This is a genomic window from Nonomuraea sp. NPDC050153 (genome assembly GCF_044460125.1).
Taxonomy (GTDB): Bacteria; Actinomycetota; Actinomycetes; order Streptosporangiales; family Streptosporangiaceae; genus Nonomuraea.
This window is the reverse complement of sequence record NZ_JBITJQ010000001.1, coordinates 439903-455754: the sequence shown is the minus strand read 5'-3', so window position 1 is coordinate 455754 and position 15852 is coordinate 439903. Positions and strand designations below refer to the sequence as shown.

Sequence of the window (15852 nt, the reverse complement as noted above, 5' to 3'; positions counted from 1 at the left end):
GCGGCGGTGGCGGCGCTCTGCTCCGGCGGCGGCGCCGGGCGCCTCACCGTGAACGGCCTGCCCGTCGTCGCGGGCGCCTTCTCGATCGGGTACGTGCACTCGATCTACCGGGCGCCCTCCGCGGAGGTGTTCACCGTGGAGGGCCGCCGGTTCACCATGCGGGCGGTCGTCTCGACCAACGAGAGCGTCCTGGAGTACTACGAGCTCGACGGGACGCGGTCGCGCACCCCGGAGGGCATGTGGGTGCTGCGCCTGGCCGTGCCCGCCACGTACGAGGAGCTGTCGCTGCTCACCACGCCGATCGGCCGCCGGACCCTCATCTCGGGCGGCCGCTGCCTGCCCCTGTACCCGGCGGGCGGCGCCGCGCGGGTGCGGCTGGCCGTGGAGGAGCGGCCGGACGCGCTCGGCGGGCCCTGCGGCCCGCCCTACGACCTGCCCGCGCTGCGCTGGGCCGCCCCAGCCCTCACAGCCAGTCCTTCCTCTTGAACACCACGTACAGCCACACGGACGCGCCGGCCACCAGCATCGTGGAGATCCAGAACCCCCACGGCTGGCCCTCGCCCGGGTAGGGCACGTTCTGCCCGTAGAAGCCGGTGATCGCGGTGGGCACGGCGATGATCGCGGCCCAGCTCGTGACCCGCTTCATGATCTCGTTCAGCCGGAAGCCCTGCTGGGCGAGGCGGGTCTCGCGGACGTTCGCGAGCATGTCGCGGATGGTCTCCACCCATTCCGTCACGCGGATCACGTGGTCGTTGACGTCCTCGTAATAGGGGGCCATGGCGGGCTCGTCGATGAAGTCCTGGTCGCGGTGGAGCAGGGTCGAGATCACCTCCCGCATCGGCATCGCGATCTTGCGCAGCCTGGCGGTGTTCTTGCGCAGCTCGTACACCGTGCGCTGCAGCGCCCTGCCGTCATGGGGGTCGTCCTCGTCGAACAGCGACTCCTCCAGCGCCTCCGCCTGCGTGTCGAGGTCCTGCACCAGGTCGAACTGGCTGTCGACCACGTAGTCGAGCAGCCCGTGCAGCAGGAACGCCACGCCGTGCCCGGCCAGCCGAGTGTTGGCGTCCCAGCGCTTGACCACCTCGCGGATGTCGAAGTGGTCGTTCTCGCGGACGGTGACCAGGGCGTTCCTGGTGACGAAGACGTTGACCTCGACGGGGTCGAGCCGATCGTCGTCGAAGTGCACCCCATAAACGGTGATGAACAAGTGAGCGTCGTATATATCGACCTTCGGCCGCTGATGGTCGGACAGTACGTCCTCGATCGCCAGCTCGTGCAGCCCCAGCTCCTCACTGATCACGCCGAGGTCGGTAGGCGAGGGGCAGCACAGGTCGAACCACACCGTGTTGCCGGGATCTTCCACATAGTCGGAGACCTCCTCGATCGGAAAACCTTCCTTTTCGAGGGTGCCGTTCCTGTAGAGACGTGTATGCACTAGCCGAGTCTGGCAAATCGTCTCGCGTTACGCACAGCGGCTCCTCCCGGATCGTTGTTGAAGTAGACGTACACGTCCCGCCAGCCCGCCTCGTGCAGGCGTCCGGCCCACGTCTTCAGCGTGGTGTCGCCGTACGCCCAGCCGGACGGCCCCTCGTGCAGGCGCACGTAACCCCACTCCGCGGTGCGCCAGAGCGGGTTCTGCGGCCTGCCCAGCCGGTCGGCCCAGCACAGCGCGGCCCCGTGCGCGCTCAGGAGCTCGCGTACGCCCTCCGTCCACCACGACTCGTGCCGCGGCTCCACCGCCACCCGCACGCCCGCCGGGAAGCAGCGCAGGCAGCGGTCGAGCCGGTCGGCGTCGGCCTTGAGCGTGGGCGGCAGCTGCAGCAGAACCGGCCCGAGCTTGTCCTTCAGCTCCGCGGCCCGGCTCAAGAGGCGCTCCACCGGCTCCTCGGGGTCGGCCAGCCGCTTGATGTGGGTCAGGAACCTGCTGGCCTTGACCGCCATCACGAACGCGCCGGGCGTGCGGTCCCGCCAGGCCGCGAACGTCTCGGGGCTCGGCAGCCGGTAGAACGCGTTGTTGCTCTCGACGGTCGGGAACTCCGCCGCGTACTCCTCCAGCCAGAGCCGCTGCGGAACGCCCTCCGGATAGAGCACCCCGCGCCAGTCCTTGTACTGCCACCCCGAAGTGCCCACCAGCCACGACATGCCTAACGCCTACCCAGGGGGCCGGGATGCAGTACTGTCGTCGGCCATGGGCGCCAATCACGCGCATCCTCCCAGCTCCCGGCGTACGGTGATGGCCGGCGTGGCCATACTGGTGCCACTGGCGGTCATCACGCTGGCCGGCCTGCTGTGGCTCTGGCCGGACGGGACGGCGGCCGGCGATCCGGCCGGGTCCGGTGTGGAGCGGGTCACGGGCACGGTCACGGCCGTCACGCTCAAGAAGTGCCCCGCCGTCCCGGAGGGCGCGCCCCAGTCCGACCCGGCCACCTGCGGCAACGCCGACGTCCGGGTCGAGGGCGGCGAGGCCGTCACGCTGCGGCTGCCCAGCGGGCCCGGGGCCCAGCGTTTCGCGGCGGGCGACGACGTGATCCTGCTGCGCGGCGCCGACGGGAAATACCAGATCTCGGACCACGACCGGTCGACGCCGCTGTGGCTGTTCGGGGCGGCCTTCGCGCTGGCGGTCATCGCCTTCGGCCGCTGGCGCGGGGTGACGGCGCTGGTGGGGCTGGTGATCACGTTCGTGCTGCTGCTGAGGTTCGTCATCCCCGGCATCCTGGAGGGCGAGCCGCCCCTGCTGGTGGCCATCGTGGGCGCCTCGGCGATCATGCTGCTGGTCCTCTACCTCACGCACGGCTTCTCGCTGGCCACGTCGGTGGCCGTGCTGGGCACGCTGGCCAGCCTGACGCTGACGGGCGTGCTGTCGTACGGGGCGCTGGGGTTCGCCCGGCTCAACGGCATCACCGACGACAGCGCGCTGGCGCTGGACATGAGCCTGAAGATCGACACGCAGGGCCTGCTGCTGGCCAGCATCATCATCGGCGCGCTGGGAGTGCTCGACGACGTCACGGTCACGCAGGCGGTCACGGTGGCCGAGCTGGCCCACGCCAACCCCTCCTACGGCTTCGCCCGCCTCTACCGGGCGGCCGGCCGCATCGGCCGCGCGCACATCGCCTCGGTGATCAACACGATCATCCTGGCGTACGCGGGGGCGTCGCTGCCGTTGCTGCTGCTGTTCAGCATCGGGCAGCAACCACTGGGGGACGTGCTGACCACGCCGGTCATCGCCCAGGAGATCGTCCGCAGCATCGTCGGCACGCTGGGGCTCATCGCCGCCGTGCCCATCACCACGGCGCTGGCGGCCCTGACGGCCTCCCGCCACCACCCGGAGGACCCCCCGGAGCCCCTTCCCGCGGAGGAGAGCTTCTTCACGCCCCACACCGACCAGCACGCCCATCACCACGGGGCCCCCGCGGAGCGTCCGGCCCGGCACCGCCGCCGGACGCGCGCCTGAGCCGGATCAGAGGGCTTCGGCGCTGCCGTCCACCCGCAGCTTGCGCCGGGCCCGCTCGTAGAAGGTGGTGCCGAGCCGGACGACCTTCGCCGCCCCCGGCCACGCGGCCACCGTGACGGTGTCTCCCGGGCACAGATGGGCCACCACGGCCCCGTCGACCTCCACCGCCAGCCGCCCGCTGGTGGGCAGCACCTCCAGCGTGACCTCCTCGTCGGCGGGCAGCACCAGGGCCCGGTTGAAGGCCGAGTGGGCGGCGGCGGGCACCACCAGCACCGCCTCGACGCGGGGCGACACGATGGGCCCGCCGGCCGAGAAGCTGTAGGCGGTCGAACCCGTGGAGGTCGCCACGATCACCGCGTCGGCCGCGAAGCGCACGAAGTCGCTGCCCGCCGGGGTGACGGAGATCGCGGCCAGCCCTTCCCCGGGGATCCGCACGAGCGCGATGTCGTTGAAGGCGGTCACGTCCGTGCCCGCGAGCCGGCTCTTGATCGCCATGCGCGGCTCGATCGTGTAGCGGTGGTCGTCGATGGCCGACAGCGTGTCGGCCAGCTCGTCCACGTCGATCTCGGCGAGGAAGCCGAGTTTGCCGAGATTCACCCCCAGGATGGGCGTGGGCCGGCCGGCCAGCAGCCGCATGGTCCGCAGCATCGTGCCGTCGCCGCCCAGCCCGACCAGCAGGTCGGCCCGGTCGACGAGGGCCTCGGCGTCCACGGGGACGGCGGTGCAGTCGATCCGCCCCACCTCCTCGGGCAGCCCGAGGACGGTGGCCCCCTTGTCACCGGCCCAGCGCAGGATGGTGTCTATCGCCTTCTTGGAGTCGCGCTGGGGATGCAGCACCAGCCCGACCGTACCGACCATGCCCATGAGGCCAACATTAGGCCAGCCGTCATGGGCCGGTCGGCGTGGACCCCGTAAAAGTGGGCGCCGCGGAAGCCGTCAGCGGACGAGACAGGGGCGCTTCGGGTCGAAGACCCACTCCTCCACCAGGTATTGCATCGCCACGGAGTCGTCGCGGGCGCCGAGACCGTGGCGGAGGTAGAGCTCGTGGGCCTCGGCCAGGGCCGCGCGGTCGAGCTCGACGCCGAGCCCGGGGGCCGTCGGCACCTCGATGGCGCCGTCCGCGATCTGGAACGGGCTGGTCGTGAGGGCCTGGCCGTCCTGCCAGATCCAGTGCGTGTCCAGCGCCGTGATCTCCCCCGGGGCCGCCGCTCCGACGTGCGTGAACATCGCCAGCGAGATGTCGAAGTGGTTGTTCGAGTGGGAGCCCCAGGTCAGCCCGAAGTCGTGGCAGAGCTGGGCGACGCGGACGGAGCCGGCCATGGTCCAGAAGTGCGGGTCGGCCAGCGGGATGTCCACCGCGCCGGCGCGTACGGCGTGGGCCATCTCCCGCCAGTCGGTGGCGATCATGTTCGTCGCGGTGGGCAGCCCGGTGGCCCGCCGGAACTCGGCCATCGTCTCCCGGCTGGAGAAGCGGCCCTCGGCCCCGCACGGGTCCTCGGCGTAGGCCAGGACGCCGCCCAGCCCGCGGCACAGCCGTACGGCGTCGGCGAGCAGCCAGCCGCCGTTGGGGTCGAGGGTGACGCGCGCCTCGGGGAAGCGGCGGGCCAGCGCCGTGACCGCCTCGATCTCCTCCTCGCCGGTCAGCACCCCGCCCTTGAGCTTGAAGTCGGCGAAGCCGTACCGCTCCTGGGCGGCCTCGGCCAGCGCGACCACCGCGTCCGGCGTGAGCGCCTCCTGGCGGCGCAGCCGGGACCAGCGGTCCTGGCCCGCGTCGTCCACCCGGTAGGGCAGGTCGGTCCTGCCCGGGTCGCCGACGTAGAACAGGTAGCCCAGCATCGGCACCCGGTCCCGCTGACGCCCCTCGCCGAGCAGGTCGGCCACCGGCAGGCCCAGATACTGGCCGTGCAGGTCGAGCAGGGTGGACTCCAGGCCGGTGACCGCGTGCACGGTGGTGCGCAGGTCGAAGGTCTGGGCGCCGCGCCCGCCGGCGTCCCGGTCGGCGAACCGCGCCGACACCGACCGCAGCAGGCTCCGGTACCGGGCCACGGGCTCGCCGGCCAGCAGCGCGCCCGCCTCCTCGACGGTCCGCCGGATCGCCTCGCCGCCGGGCACCTCGCCGAGGCCGGTGCGCCCGTCGGAGTCGGTGGTGATGACGACGTTGCGGGTGAAGAACGGGCCGTGGGCGCCGCTGAGGTTGAGGAGCATGCTGTCGTACCCGGCCACCGGGACGACCTCGACGCGCTGGATGGTGGGAGACATGGCGCCCTAGCTGATCTTGTTGATGAGGGCGGTCAGCTCGGCGACCTCGCCGTCGGTGAGGTCCTGCAGCGGCGGCCGGACGGGGCCCGCCGGGCGCCCGACGGCGGCCAGGCCCGCCTTGATGATCGAGACGGCGTACCCCTTCTGCCGGTCGCGGATGTCCAGGTACGGGAGCACGAACTCCTTGATCCGCCGGTAGACGGCCTCCTGGTTCTGGGCGCGCACGTCGGCGTAGAAGTCGAGCGCGTACTGCGGCACGAAGTTGAAGATCGCCGAGGAGTAGGTGCTCACGCCGAGCTGCAGCAGCGGCAGCGCGAACGTCTCGGCCGTGGGCAGGCCGCCGATGTAGGCCAGGCGGTCGCCGACGGTGGCGTAGATGCGGGTGAGGTTCTCGATATTGCCGACGCCGTCCTTGAACCCGACGAGGTTGGGGTTGCGCTCGGCCAGGGCCTCGACGGAGCGGTCGTTCAGGACCGCGTTGGCCCGGCTGTAGACGATCACGCCGAGGCCGGTGGCGCGGCACACCGCCGAGACGTGCTCCACCAGGCCCGCCTGGCCCGCCTCCGTGAGGTAGGGAGGCATGAGCAGCAACCCGTCGGCCCCGGCGGCCTCGGCGGCCCGGGCCTGCGCGACGGCGCTCGCGGTGCCGCCGGTGGCGGGGGCCACGACCGGCAGCTTGCCGTTCACCTCGCTGACCGCCGCCCGCACCACCTGGTCGATCTCGGCGGCGGTCAGCGAGAAGCCCTCGCCGGTGCCGCCCGCCGCGAACAGCCCGGCCACCGGGTACGCGCTCAACCAGGACAGATGGTCACGGTAACCCGCCTCGTCGAACTCCAGCTCCTGCGTGAAATGGGTGACCGGGAACGACAGCAGGCCGCTCTTGAGCTGGTCGGCGAGCTCCTGGGGCGAGTAATTCGGCATGAACGTCCTCTGCTGACACGCGGCCCGTGGGATCCCCCGCACCGCCGGTAAAGGTTGATGCCGTCAGGCTAGGAAGGAGGGTGGATTCCTGTCCAAGTGCGATTCTGTATCTGGCGATACCGAACGAGCATCGTCCCGTCCGGGCTCGGGCAGCAGTTCGAGGACGCGCCACAGGGCGGGGTTGGTGGAGCCGCGGTCCCAGATGACGTGCAGCTCCACCGGCTTGCCCGGGACACCCCTTCTTTCCTCGGCACCCTCGTCGAGCGGGTCGCCGCCGCCGCGTACCAGGTCGCAGAAGACGATGCCGTCGATGCCGAGCGAGCGCGCGCTGGCCGGCGCCAGCGCCACGCCCCGGCCGGCGGCCACGAGCAGGGCGGCGGTGAGGATCTGGTGCACCTGCTGCTCGATCCTGGGGTGGGCGTTGGTGAGGAACCGGACGGTCAGCTCGTGGAAGTAACGCGACTGCACGGGGTTGTAGCTGATGACCGGCAGGCCGTCGAAGTCGTCCGGCGCGAGCGGCCGGCCAAGGTCGGCCAGCGGGTGGCCGACGGGGACCACGGCGCACAGCGGCTCGCGGAAGACCACCCGGGAGTCGAGCGTGGCGATGTCGAAGGGCGGCCGGGCCAGGCCCAGGTCGAGCTCGCCGCGCAGGATGCCGTCGACCTGCCCGGCGGTCACCCGCTCGTGGAGGATGACGTCGATCTCCGGCAGCTGCTCCGTGAGACGGCGCAGGATCGTGCCGAGCATGCTGATGGCCGAGACCGCGGTGAAGCCGAGCCGTACGGTGCCCGTGGCGCCCTTGGCGATGCGGCGGGCCCGGTCGCCCGCGGTGTCGACGAGCGAGAGCATGCGCCGCGCGTCCTCCAGGAAGCCGCGCCCGGCGTCGGTGAGCACGACGCGGCGGTTGTCGCGTTCCAGGAGGGTGACGCCGATCGCACGCTCCAGCTTCTGGATGTGGCGGCTGAGCGGCGGCTGCGTCATGCGGAGTCGATCAGCCGCCCGGCCGAAATGGAGCTCCTCGGCGACCGCCACGAATGCCCGGATCTGATCGAGTGTTAGCATGATGCCCGCAGAGTATCACCTGATACCGAATTGAGCCTGGACAGGCATCGAGGCTGGTCCCTAGTCTCCGGAGAACTACAGAGCGGAAACCACCCCGTAACCTCCATACACGCCGCTCGTACATAAGGAGAAGTCCATGCCGACATCCCGGACGACCACCCGCCGCATTCTCGCGGGCGTCATCGGCGGCGCCGCCGCGCTCGCGCTGACGGCGTGCGGCGGTGTCAAGACCACCTCCTCCGGCGGCGGTGACGGTAAATATCCGACGGGCAACATCGAGTTCAGCGTCGGCGCGTCCGCGGGCGGCTCGACCGACCTCATCACCCGGGCGCTGGCCCAGGGCATGGGCAAGGATCTCGGCGTCTCCACCCCGGTGCTCAACAAGCCCGGCGCGAACGGCGCGCTCAACGCCAAGGAGCTCCAGTCCGCCAAGGCCGACGGCTACAAGATCGCCGTCCAGAACGCGTCCCTGTTCACCATCACGCCGCTCACGGTCTCCCCGGCCGAGGCCACGAAGATCGACTCGTTCGACGTCATCACCGGCGTCTCCCGTGACGACTACGTCATGGCGACCAACCCCCAGTCCGGCTACAAGTCCATCGAGGACATGAAGAAGGCCGGCAAGACCATCCGCTACGGCACGACCGGCGTCGGCACGGGCGCCCAGCTCGCCTCCGCGCTGACCTTCAAGACCGCCGGCATCGAGGCCACGGCCGTGCCCTTCGACGGCGGCGCCCCCGCGCTGACCGCCCTGCTGGGCAACCAGGTGGACGTCTCCACCATGCAGATCGGCGAGGCCATCGAGAACGTCAAGGCCGGCAAGCTCGTCCCGCTCGCGGTCTTCTCCGACAAGCGCATCCCCTTCCTGCCGGACGTGAAGACGGCCAAGGAGCAGGGCTTCGACGTCCTGGTGACGCAGTACCGCTTCCTGACCGCGCCCAAGGGCACGCCCGAGGACGTCAAGGCCCGCCTGCTGGACTCGGCGAAGAAGACGTTCGCCACGCCTGAGTACAAGAAGTTCAACGAGGACAACTCGCTCACTCCGATGGAGGTCGCCCCGCAGGAGGTCCTCGACGCCCTGCAGAAGGACACCGCCACGTACAAGGAGCAGCTGAGCAAGTTCGGCATCAACCTGGCCGGATAGTCCCCTAGGAGCGAGCATGTCCATGTCTGACCCTCTGGAGGCGGGCCCCCGCGAGCCCGGCCCTCTTCAGTCCGCGCCTCCTGAGGAGGTCGCCGACGAGAGCCGGCCGCCGCACGCCGGCCCCGTCTCGCAGATCGCCGCGGCCCTGGCGGCGCTGGCCGTCGGCGTCGCCGGGGCGATCGGCTCGGTCGCGCTCGGGCTCGGCCGCCTGACCCAGCCGGGCCCCGGCCTGTGGCCGTTCGCCATCAGCGTCGTCATCGTCGTGCTGTCGGCGGTGCTCGTCGTCACCGGCCGCAAGCTCGAGGACACCGAGCGGTTCTCGAAGGCGAGCCTGCTCACCGCGGGCGGCCTGGTGACGCTCATCCTGCTGGCCTGGCTGCTGCCGCTGATCGGCTTCGAGATCCCCTCCCTGCTGCTGGTGTTCGTCTGGCTGCGGTGGCTGGGCAAAGAGTCGTGGCGCACCTCCATCGTGGTCAGCGTGGTCACGGTGGCGGCGTTCTACCTGCTCTTCGTCGTGCTGCTCCAGGTCCCGCTCCCGCGCCTCATCTGAGAAGACCCCATGGACATCTCCCCCATCCTCAACGGCTTCGGCGTCGTCATGGAGCCGGCCAACCTGCTCTACTGCCTCATCGGCGTGATCATCGGCATGCTGATCGGCGTGCTCCCCGGGCTCGGGCCCGGCGCGACGATCGCCATCCTGCTGCCGATCACGTACGGCATCGGGCCGGTCTCCGCGATCATCATGCTGGCCGGCATCTTCTACGGCGCCCAGTACGGCGGGACCATCACCTCGGTCCTGCTCCGCCTGCCCGGCGAGGCGTCCTCCGTCGTCACCGTCTTCGACGGGTTCGCCCTCGCCAGACAGGGCAAGGCGGGCACCGCGCTCGGCATCGCCGCCATCGGCTCCTTCGTCGGCGGCACCGTCTCGATCATCGGCCTGACGCTCCTGGCCCCGGTCGTCGCCGGCTTCGCGCTCGACTTCGGCCCGCCCGAGTACGCGGCGCTGGGCGTGCTCGGCGTGCTGCTGATCTCCTCGGTCGGCAACGGCAACAAGCTCAAGGCGATCATCGCGGCCTGCGTCGGCCTGTTCATCGCGACCGTCGGCCGCGACACCTTCACCGGCGCCGAGCGGTTCACCTTCGACAGCCTCAACCTCGCCGAGGGCATCGACTTCATCCCGATCGCCATGGGCCTGTTCGGCCTCAGCGAGATCCTCTACAACCTTGAGGAGCGGCACAACCAGGTGCACGCGCCGGCCAAGGTCGGCAACGTGTGGCCGTCGCGCCAGGACCTCGGGCAGGCCAAGGGCGCGATCGGGCGCGGCTCGCTCATCGGGTTCGTGCTGGGCGTCCTGCCCGGCGGCGGGGCGGTGCTGTCGTCGCTGGCCGCGTACGCGTTCGAGAAGCGCCGCGCCAAGCAGCCGGAGCGCTTCGGCAAGGGCGCCGTCGAGGGCGTGGCCGCCCCCGAGACCGCCAACAACGCCGCCGCCACGTCGTCCTTCATCCCGCTGCTGACCCTCGGCATCCCGGCGAACGCGACGATGGCGCTGATGTTCGGGGCGCTGCTCATCCAGGGCATCCAGCCGGGGCCGCAGCTCGTCACCGAGCACCCCGACGTCTTCTGGGGCGTCATCAACTCGATGTACATCGGCAACATCCTGCTGCTCATCATGAGCATCCCGATGGTCGGCGTCTTCGTGAAGATCCTGCGCGTGCGCCCCGCGATCCTGGCCCCGATCACGGTGCTCATCACGCTGCTCGGCGCGTACACCGTGAACAACCAGGTGTACGACGTCTTCCTGGTCATCGCCTTCGGCGTGCTGGGCTACCTGATGAAGAAGTTCGGCTTCGAGCCGGGGCCGCTGGTGCTCGCGTTCGTGCTCGGCTCGATGATCGAGAACTCGTCGCGGCAGGCGCTGCTCATCTTCGGCGGCGACCCGACCGGCTTCTTCACCCGCCCCATCTCCGGCACGGTGCTCGCCCTGGTGGTCGTCGTCGCCTTCCTGCCGCTCATCCGCAAGGCCGTACGCCGCAAGCCCGCCGCGGACCCCGTTCCTGTTGAGGAGAAGACGTCATGACGATCCTCGTCGGTTACCTGCCGACCCCCGAGGGCGAGGCCGCGGTCGACGCGGGCCTGCGCGAGGGCGCGCTACGCTCCGAGCGCGTGATCATCGTGAACTCCCCCCGCCGCGGCGCGCCCGTCGACGAGCACAAGATCGACGACGACGCCTCTTCCGCGCTGCTCGCCCGGGCGCGGGCCGCCGGCGTGGACGCGGAGGTACGCCAGCCGCTCCACGACGACGACCTGCCGGAGACGTTCGAGGCGCTCGTCAAGGAGACGGGCGGCACGCTCATCGTCATCGGGCTGCGGCACCGGTCGCTGGTGGGCAAGTTCATCCTGGGCAGCGAGGCGCAGCGCATCCTCATGGAGGCCAGCGTCCCGGTGCTGACGGTGAAGGCCCCCCGATGAGCATGAGCTCAAGCCTGCACGACGGCGGGCTTCGTGGCGGCGGGCTTCGTGACGGCGGGCTTCGTGACGGCGGGCTTCGTGACGGCGGGCTTCGTGACGGCGGGCGGATCAGTCGCGTCTCGGTCACGCCTGTCGCCTTCCGCGACCCGCCCCTCCTCAACGTCGTCGGCGTCCACCAGCCGTTCGTGCTGCGCGCGATCGTCCAGGCGCACACCGACTCGGGGCTGGTGGGGCTGGGCGAGACGTACGCCGACCAGGCCCATCTCGACCGGCTGAACGCCGTGGCCGCCGCCCTGCCCGGCCTGGACGTGTTCGACGTCCACGGGCTGCGCCGCGTCGTCGTGGAGACGCTCGGCAGGTCCACCGGCGGCGCGGGCGCGAGCTTCGGCGGCATGCTGGAGGTCTCCAGCGCCGTGGACACCGTGGCCGCGCCCTTCGAGGTGGCGCTGCTCGACCTCCAGGGCAGGACGCTCGGCCGCCCGGTGAGCGACCTGCTCGGCGGCGCCGTACGCGACCGGGTGCCGTACTCCGCCTACCTGTTCTACAAGTGGGCGGGCCACCCCGGCCAGGACGAGGACTCGTGGGGCGAGGGCGTCACGCCCGAGCAGATGGTCGCCCAGGCCCGCCGGATGGTCGACGAGTACGGCTTCACCGCCATCAAGCTCAAGGGCGGCGTCTTCGAACCCGGCCACGAGATGGAGACCGTCGAGGCGCTGGCCGCCTCCTTCCCCGACCACGCCCTGCGCATCGACCCCAACGGCGCCTGGACCGTGGACACCTCGATCAAGGTGGCGCACCGGCTGGCCGGGGTCCTGGAGTACCTTGAGGACCCGACCCCCGGCATCGAGGGCATGGCGGAGGTGGCCCGGCACACCGACCTGCCGCTGGCCACGAACATGTGCGTCATCGCCTTCGAGCACCTCAAGCCCGCCGTCGCCGCCGACGCCGTGCAGGTCGTCCTGTCCGACCACCACCTGTGGGGCGGCCTGCGCCGCTCGGCCCTGCTCGGGGGCATCTGCGAGACGTTCGGGATGGGGCTGTCGATGCACTCCAACTCCCACCTCGGCGTGAGCCTGGCCGCGATGACCCACCTGGCCGCCGCGACCCCGAACCTCACCTACGCCTGCGACACGCACTACCCGTGGAAGACCGAGGAGGTCGTCAAGCCGGGGGCGCTGGAGTTCCGCGACGGCAGCGTGGCCGTGCCGGCCGGGCCCGGGCTCGGCGTGGAGCTGGACGAGGACGCGCTGGGCGCCCTGCACGAGCAGTACGTGCGGTGCGGTCAGCGCGGGCGCGAGGACACGGCGTACATGCGCACGATCGTGCCCGGCTTCACCCCGAACACGGCCCGCTGGTAGCCCCGGCCTCTCACGGGCCGGGACGAGTGCGGTCGCACTCCGGCCCGCGGGCAGCCCCGCCCGCCACGGGCTCCCGCAAGCCGAAGCCGCGCCGCCCGCCACGGGGCCCCGCGAGCCGGGGCCGCGCCGCGGCCCGCTACGGGGTCTGGAGGCGGGCGCGCGAGTTGGACAGGTGCAGCCGCATCGCGGCCCGCGCCGCCGCCGCGTCGCGGTCGGCGATGGCGCGGTAGATGTTCTCGTGCTCCAGCGTCACCCGCGTGAGATGGGTGGCGTTGGACACCGTGTACGCGTGCTCCAGCCGCGTGCGCGGCAGCATGATCACCATGGGCCCGAAGGACGCCAGCAGGTCGGAGTAGAACCGGTTGCCCGAGGCCAGCGCGATCTTGAGATGGAACTGGAAGTCGGCCTCGACGGCGCTGCTGGGCTGCTCGCCGGAGCGCCCGAGGTCGACCAGGGCCCGCTCGATGGCCTTCAGCTGCAGGTCGGTGCGGCGCTCGGCGGCCAGCCCCGCCGACTCCGACTCGACGCCGATCCGGAAGTCGATCATGTCGAGCACGTCGCGATGGGTGCGGATCTGGGAGGGCTCCACCGAGAAGGCCGTGGAGGCGGGCAGCGCCAGCACGAACGAGCCCCGCCCCTGGAACGTCTCGACCAGCCCGGCCGCCTGGAGCCGCGAGATGGCCTCGCGGACCACCGTGCGGCTCACGCCGAACTCCTCGACGAGCGAGGACTCCGTCGGCAGCTTCTGGCCGGGCTCGATCTCGCCGGCGAGGATGCGCGACTTGAGCCGTTCGACGAGCTCATGCGCGAGCCCGCGCCCGCTGTCGCGGTCGAGCCTCTGATCTGGCGGCACGGGTGACAACCTACCCGGCCGCCGTACGGAACTCGACCTGGTCGAGCCGCCAGTCCGCGGCCGCGCCGGCGAGGCTGAGGCCGAGCCCCGGACGGTCCGGAACGCGCATGCGCCCTCCCTCGATCTCCAGCCGCTCCTCGAACAGCGGCGACAGCCACTCGATGTGCTCCACCCAGGACTCGCGCGGGTAGGCGGCGGCCAGGTGGACGTGGATCTCCATCACGAAGTGCGGCGCGACCTGCAGATGCGCGTGGTCGGCCAGCGCGGCGACCTTGAGATAGGGCGTGATGCCGCCCACCCGCGGCACGTCGGGCTGCAGGAAGCCGACTGCGCGCAGCTCGATCAGCCGCACGAGGTCGGGCACGCCGGAGAGCATCTCGCCGGTGGCGATGGGCGTGTCGAGCGCGGCGGCCAGCTGCGCGTGCCCCTCGGCGTCATAGGCGTCCAGCGGCTCCTCGATCCAGACGAGCCCGAACTCCTCCACCGCCCGCCCGAACCGCAGCGCCGTCGCCCGGTCCCACTGCTGGTTGGCGTCCACCATCAGCGGCACGTCATCCCCGAGGTGCTCGCGCACCGCGGCCAGCCGCCGCAGGTCCTCCCGGGTGTCGGGCTGCCCCACCTTGATCTTGATCCCGCCGATGCCGTCCTTCAGCGACTGCCCGGCCCGCTCCTTGACCTCCTCGATCGGCGCCTGCAGGTAGCCGCCCGAGGTGTTGTACGTCCGCACCGAGTCGCGGTAGGACCCCAGCAACTTGGCCAGCGGCAACCCCGCCCGCCTCGCCTTCAGGTCCCACAGCGCCACGTCGACCGCCGCCAGCGCCTGCGTGGCCACCCCGGAACGCCCCACCGACGCCCCCGCCCACAGCAGGGAGTCGTACACCTTGCCGATGTCGGACGGGTCCTGGCCGATCAGGTTCGCCCCGACCTCTTTCGCGTGGGCGAACTGCGCGCGGCAGCCCGCCCGCGTCGTGTACGAGAACCCGAGGCCCCCGAACCCGTCGTCCGTGGTGATCTCGCAGGTCAGCACGTCGATCTCGGCCAGGGGCCGCTGGCGCCCCGTGGCGACCTTGGCGTCGCTCACCGGGTGCGCCAGCGGCACGGCGTAGTGACCGAACCGCACCGACGAGACGCGGTCGCCCATCGGTCTCAGGCCTTCCCGAACTCGACGCTGTCCACGGTCCACTTGCGGCACTGCTCGCTGAGCGTGAACCCGAGCCCCGGCCGGTCGGGGACGATCATGCGGCCGTCGCGGGTCTCGAGCCGCTCGTCGAACAGCGGGTTGAGCCATTCGAAGTGCTCGACCCAGGGCTCGCGCGGGTAGGCGGCGGCCAGATGGAGGTGGATCTCCATGGCGAAGTGCGGCGCCAGCTGCAGCCCCGCGTGGTCGGCGAGGGTGGCCAGGCGCAGGAAGGGCGTGATGCCGCCGACGCGCGGGGCGTCCGGCTGGATGATGTCGGCGGCGCGGGCCTCGATGAGGCGGACGTGCTCGGCGACGCTGGAGAGCATCTCGCCGGTGGCGATGGGCGTGTCGAGCGCGGCGGCCAGCTGCGCGTGCCCCTCGGCGTCATAGGCGTCCAGCGGCTCCTCGATCCAGACGAGCCCGAGCTCCTCCACCGCCCGCCCGAACCGCAGGGCCGTCGGCCGGTCCCACTGCTGGTTGGCGTCCACCATCAGCGGCACGTCATCCCCGAGGTGCTCGCGCACCGCGGCCAGCCGCCGCAGGTCCTCCTTGGTGTCGGGCTGGCCGACCTTGATCTTGATCCCGCCGATGCCGTCCTTGAGCGACTGGGTGGCGCGGGCCTTGACCTCCTCGATCGGCGCGTGCAGGAACCCGCCCGAGGTGTTGTACGTCCGCACCGAGTCGCGGTAGGACCCCAGCAGCTTGGCCAGCGGCAACCCCGCCCGCCTCGCCTTCAGGTCCCACAGCGCCACGTCGATCGCGGCCAGCGCCTGCGTGGCGACACCGGACCTGCCGACCGAGGCGCCCGCCCACAGCAAGGTGTCGTACACCTTGCCGATGTCGGACGGGTCCTGGCCGATCAGGTTCGCCCCGACCTCTTTGGCGTGGGCGTACTGCGCGGGGCCACCCGCCCGCTTGGAATAGCTGAAACCGGTGCCCTCGTGGCCGTCCTCGGTCGTGATCTCGGCGAAGAGGAAGGCGATCTCGGTCATCGGCTTCTGCCGCCCGGTGAGGACCTTGGCGTCGCTGACGGGGACGTCGAGCGGAAGCGTGACGGAGGAGAGCGAGACGTGGCGGATGCGATCGGCGGCCATGGCGGTCCAAGAGGGTAGGCGATGTTGTCAGTCATCATACGAAGCCATCACTCGTATGACA

16 protein-coding genes are annotated in these 15852 nt (G+C 71.2%); 7 read left to right on the top strand and 9 right to left on the bottom strand.

The features are described 5' to 3' along the window. The first annotated feature begins 6 nt into the window (after positions 1–6). The gene (locus ACIBQ1_RS02210; RefSeq protein ID WP_397274091.1) at positions 7–486 is read left to right on the top strand and encodes a DUF1850 domain-containing protein; all 480 of its coding nucleotides are present in this window, start codon (positions 7–9) and stop codon (positions 484–486) included. On the opposite strand, the gene ACIBQ1_RS02205 is transcribed toward ACIBQ1_RS02210, so the two are convergent. Both ACIBQ1_RS02205 and ACIBQ1_RS02200 read right to left on the bottom strand, forming a co-directional pair. Continuing rightward, positions 464–1435 (bottom strand): magnesium transporter CorA family protein, encoded by a 972-nt coding sequence (locus ACIBQ1_RS02205; RefSeq protein ID WP_397274090.1) that lies wholly within the window; start codon positions 1433–1435, stop codon positions 464–466. The genes ACIBQ1_RS02210 and ACIBQ1_RS02205 overlap by 23 nt on opposite strands. After that, positions 1435–2142: a DUF72 domain-containing protein gene (locus ACIBQ1_RS02200; RefSeq protein ID WP_397274089.1), complete on the bottom strand. Its 708-nt coding sequence runs from the start codon at positions 2140–2142 to the stop codon at positions 1435–1437. Before ACIBQ1_RS02200 ends, ACIBQ1_RS02205 begins: the two co-directional genes overlap by 1 nt. Before the next feature lie 46 nt (positions 2143–2188). Here ACIBQ1_RS02200 and ACIBQ1_RS02195 point away from each other — a divergent pair, with 46 nt between their 5' ends. Continuing rightward, the gene (locus tag ACIBQ1_RS02195; protein ID WP_397274088.1) at positions 2189–3451 is read left to right on the top strand and encodes a YibE/F family protein; all 1263 of its coding nucleotides are present in this window, start codon (positions 2189–2191) and stop codon (positions 3449–3451) included. Positions 3452–3457: 6 nt separating this feature from the next. Here the strand turns inward: ACIBQ1_RS02195 and ACIBQ1_RS02190 are convergent, their stop codons facing one another. The 4 genes from ACIBQ1_RS02190 to ACIBQ1_RS02175 all read right to left on the bottom strand — a co-directional run bounded on the left by ACIBQ1_RS02190 (position 3458) and on the right by ACIBQ1_RS02175 (position 7693). Then, positions 3458–4315: an NAD(+)/NADH kinase gene (locus ACIBQ1_RS02190; RefSeq protein ID WP_397274087.1), complete on the bottom strand. Its 858-nt coding sequence runs from the start codon at positions 4313–4315 to the stop codon at positions 3458–3460. 72 nt (positions 4316–4387) lie between these two features. Continuing rightward, on the bottom strand, positions 4388–5710 hold the full coding sequence (locus ACIBQ1_RS02185; RefSeq protein ID WP_397274086.1) for an enolase C-terminal domain-like protein: 1323 nt from the start codon (positions 5708–5710) through the stop codon (positions 4388–4390). Positions 5711–5716: 6 nt separating this feature from the next. Beyond that, positions 5717–6631, bottom strand: a complete 915-nt coding sequence (gene kdgD, locus ACIBQ1_RS02180; protein WP_397274085.1) for a 5-dehydro-4-deoxyglucarate dehydratase — start codon at positions 6629–6631, stop codon at positions 5717–5719. Between the two features lie 63 nt (positions 6632–6694). After that, the gene (locus tag ACIBQ1_RS02175; RefSeq protein ID WP_397274084.1) at positions 6695–7693 is read right to left on the bottom strand and encodes a LysR substrate-binding domain-containing protein; all 999 of its coding nucleotides are present in this window, start codon (positions 7691–7693) and stop codon (positions 6695–6697) included. Between the two features lie 136 nt (positions 7694–7829). Between ACIBQ1_RS02175 and ACIBQ1_RS02170 the strand changes: the two genes are divergently transcribed. Genes ACIBQ1_RS02170 through ACIBQ1_RS02150 form a run of 5 tightly spaced genes read left to right on the top strand, consistent with a single transcriptional unit; the run spans position 7830 to position 12664 of the window. After that, complete coding sequence (locus ACIBQ1_RS02170) at positions 7830–8837, top strand: tripartite tricarboxylate transporter substrate binding protein (protein ID WP_397274083.1); 1008 nt, start codon at positions 7830–7832, stop codon at positions 8835–8837. A 22-nt stretch (positions 8838–8859) separates the two neighbouring features. Beyond that, the gene (locus ACIBQ1_RS02165) at positions 8860–9387 is read left to right on the top strand and encodes a tripartite tricarboxylate transporter TctB family protein (protein ID WP_397274082.1); all 528 of its coding nucleotides are present in this window, start codon (positions 8860–8862) and stop codon (positions 9385–9387) included. A gap of 9 nt (positions 9388–9396) precedes the next feature. After that, complete coding sequence (locus ACIBQ1_RS02160) at positions 9397–10914, top strand: tripartite tricarboxylate transporter permease (protein ID WP_397274081.1); 1518 nt, start codon at positions 9397–9399, stop codon at positions 10912–10914. Next, on the top strand, positions 10911–11306 hold the full coding sequence (locus ACIBQ1_RS02155) for a universal stress protein (RefSeq protein WP_355364321.1): 396 nt from the start codon (positions 10911–10913) through the stop codon (positions 11304–11306). The genes ACIBQ1_RS02160 and ACIBQ1_RS02155 overlap by 4 nt, the downstream gene beginning before the upstream one ends. After that, positions 11303–12664 carry a glucarate dehydratase family protein gene (locus tag ACIBQ1_RS02150; RefSeq protein ID WP_397274080.1) on the top strand — a complete coding sequence of 454 codons (1362 nt, stop codon included), beginning with the start codon at positions 11303–11305 and terminating at the stop codon, positions 12662–12664. The genes ACIBQ1_RS02155 and ACIBQ1_RS02150 overlap by 4 nt, the downstream gene beginning before the upstream one ends. A gap of 136 nt (positions 12665–12800) precedes the next feature. Here the strand turns inward: ACIBQ1_RS02150 and ACIBQ1_RS02145 are convergent, their stop codons facing one another. From ACIBQ1_RS02145 to ACIBQ1_RS02135, 3 genes are read right to left on the bottom strand one after another with little or no spacing between them, the layout of a single operon-like run. Continuing rightward, positions 12801–13517 carry a FadR/GntR family transcriptional regulator gene (locus ACIBQ1_RS02145; protein ID WP_355364348.1) on the bottom strand — a complete coding sequence of 239 codons (717 nt, stop codon included), beginning with the start codon at positions 13515–13517 and terminating at the stop codon, positions 12801–12803. 10 nt (positions 13518–13527) lie between these two features. Next, positions 13528–14658 carry a mandelate racemase/muconate lactonizing enzyme family protein gene (locus ACIBQ1_RS02140; RefSeq protein ID WP_397274079.1) on the bottom strand — a complete coding sequence of 377 codons (1131 nt, stop codon included), beginning with the start codon at positions 14656–14658 and terminating at the stop codon, positions 13528–13530. A 5-nt stretch (positions 14659–14663) separates the two neighbouring features. Further along, entirely contained in the window at positions 14664–15791 is a 1128-nt protein-coding gene (locus ACIBQ1_RS02135; protein ID WP_397274078.1) for a mandelate racemase/muconate lactonizing enzyme family protein, read from the bottom strand. Positions 15792–15852: the final 61 nt, after the last annotated feature.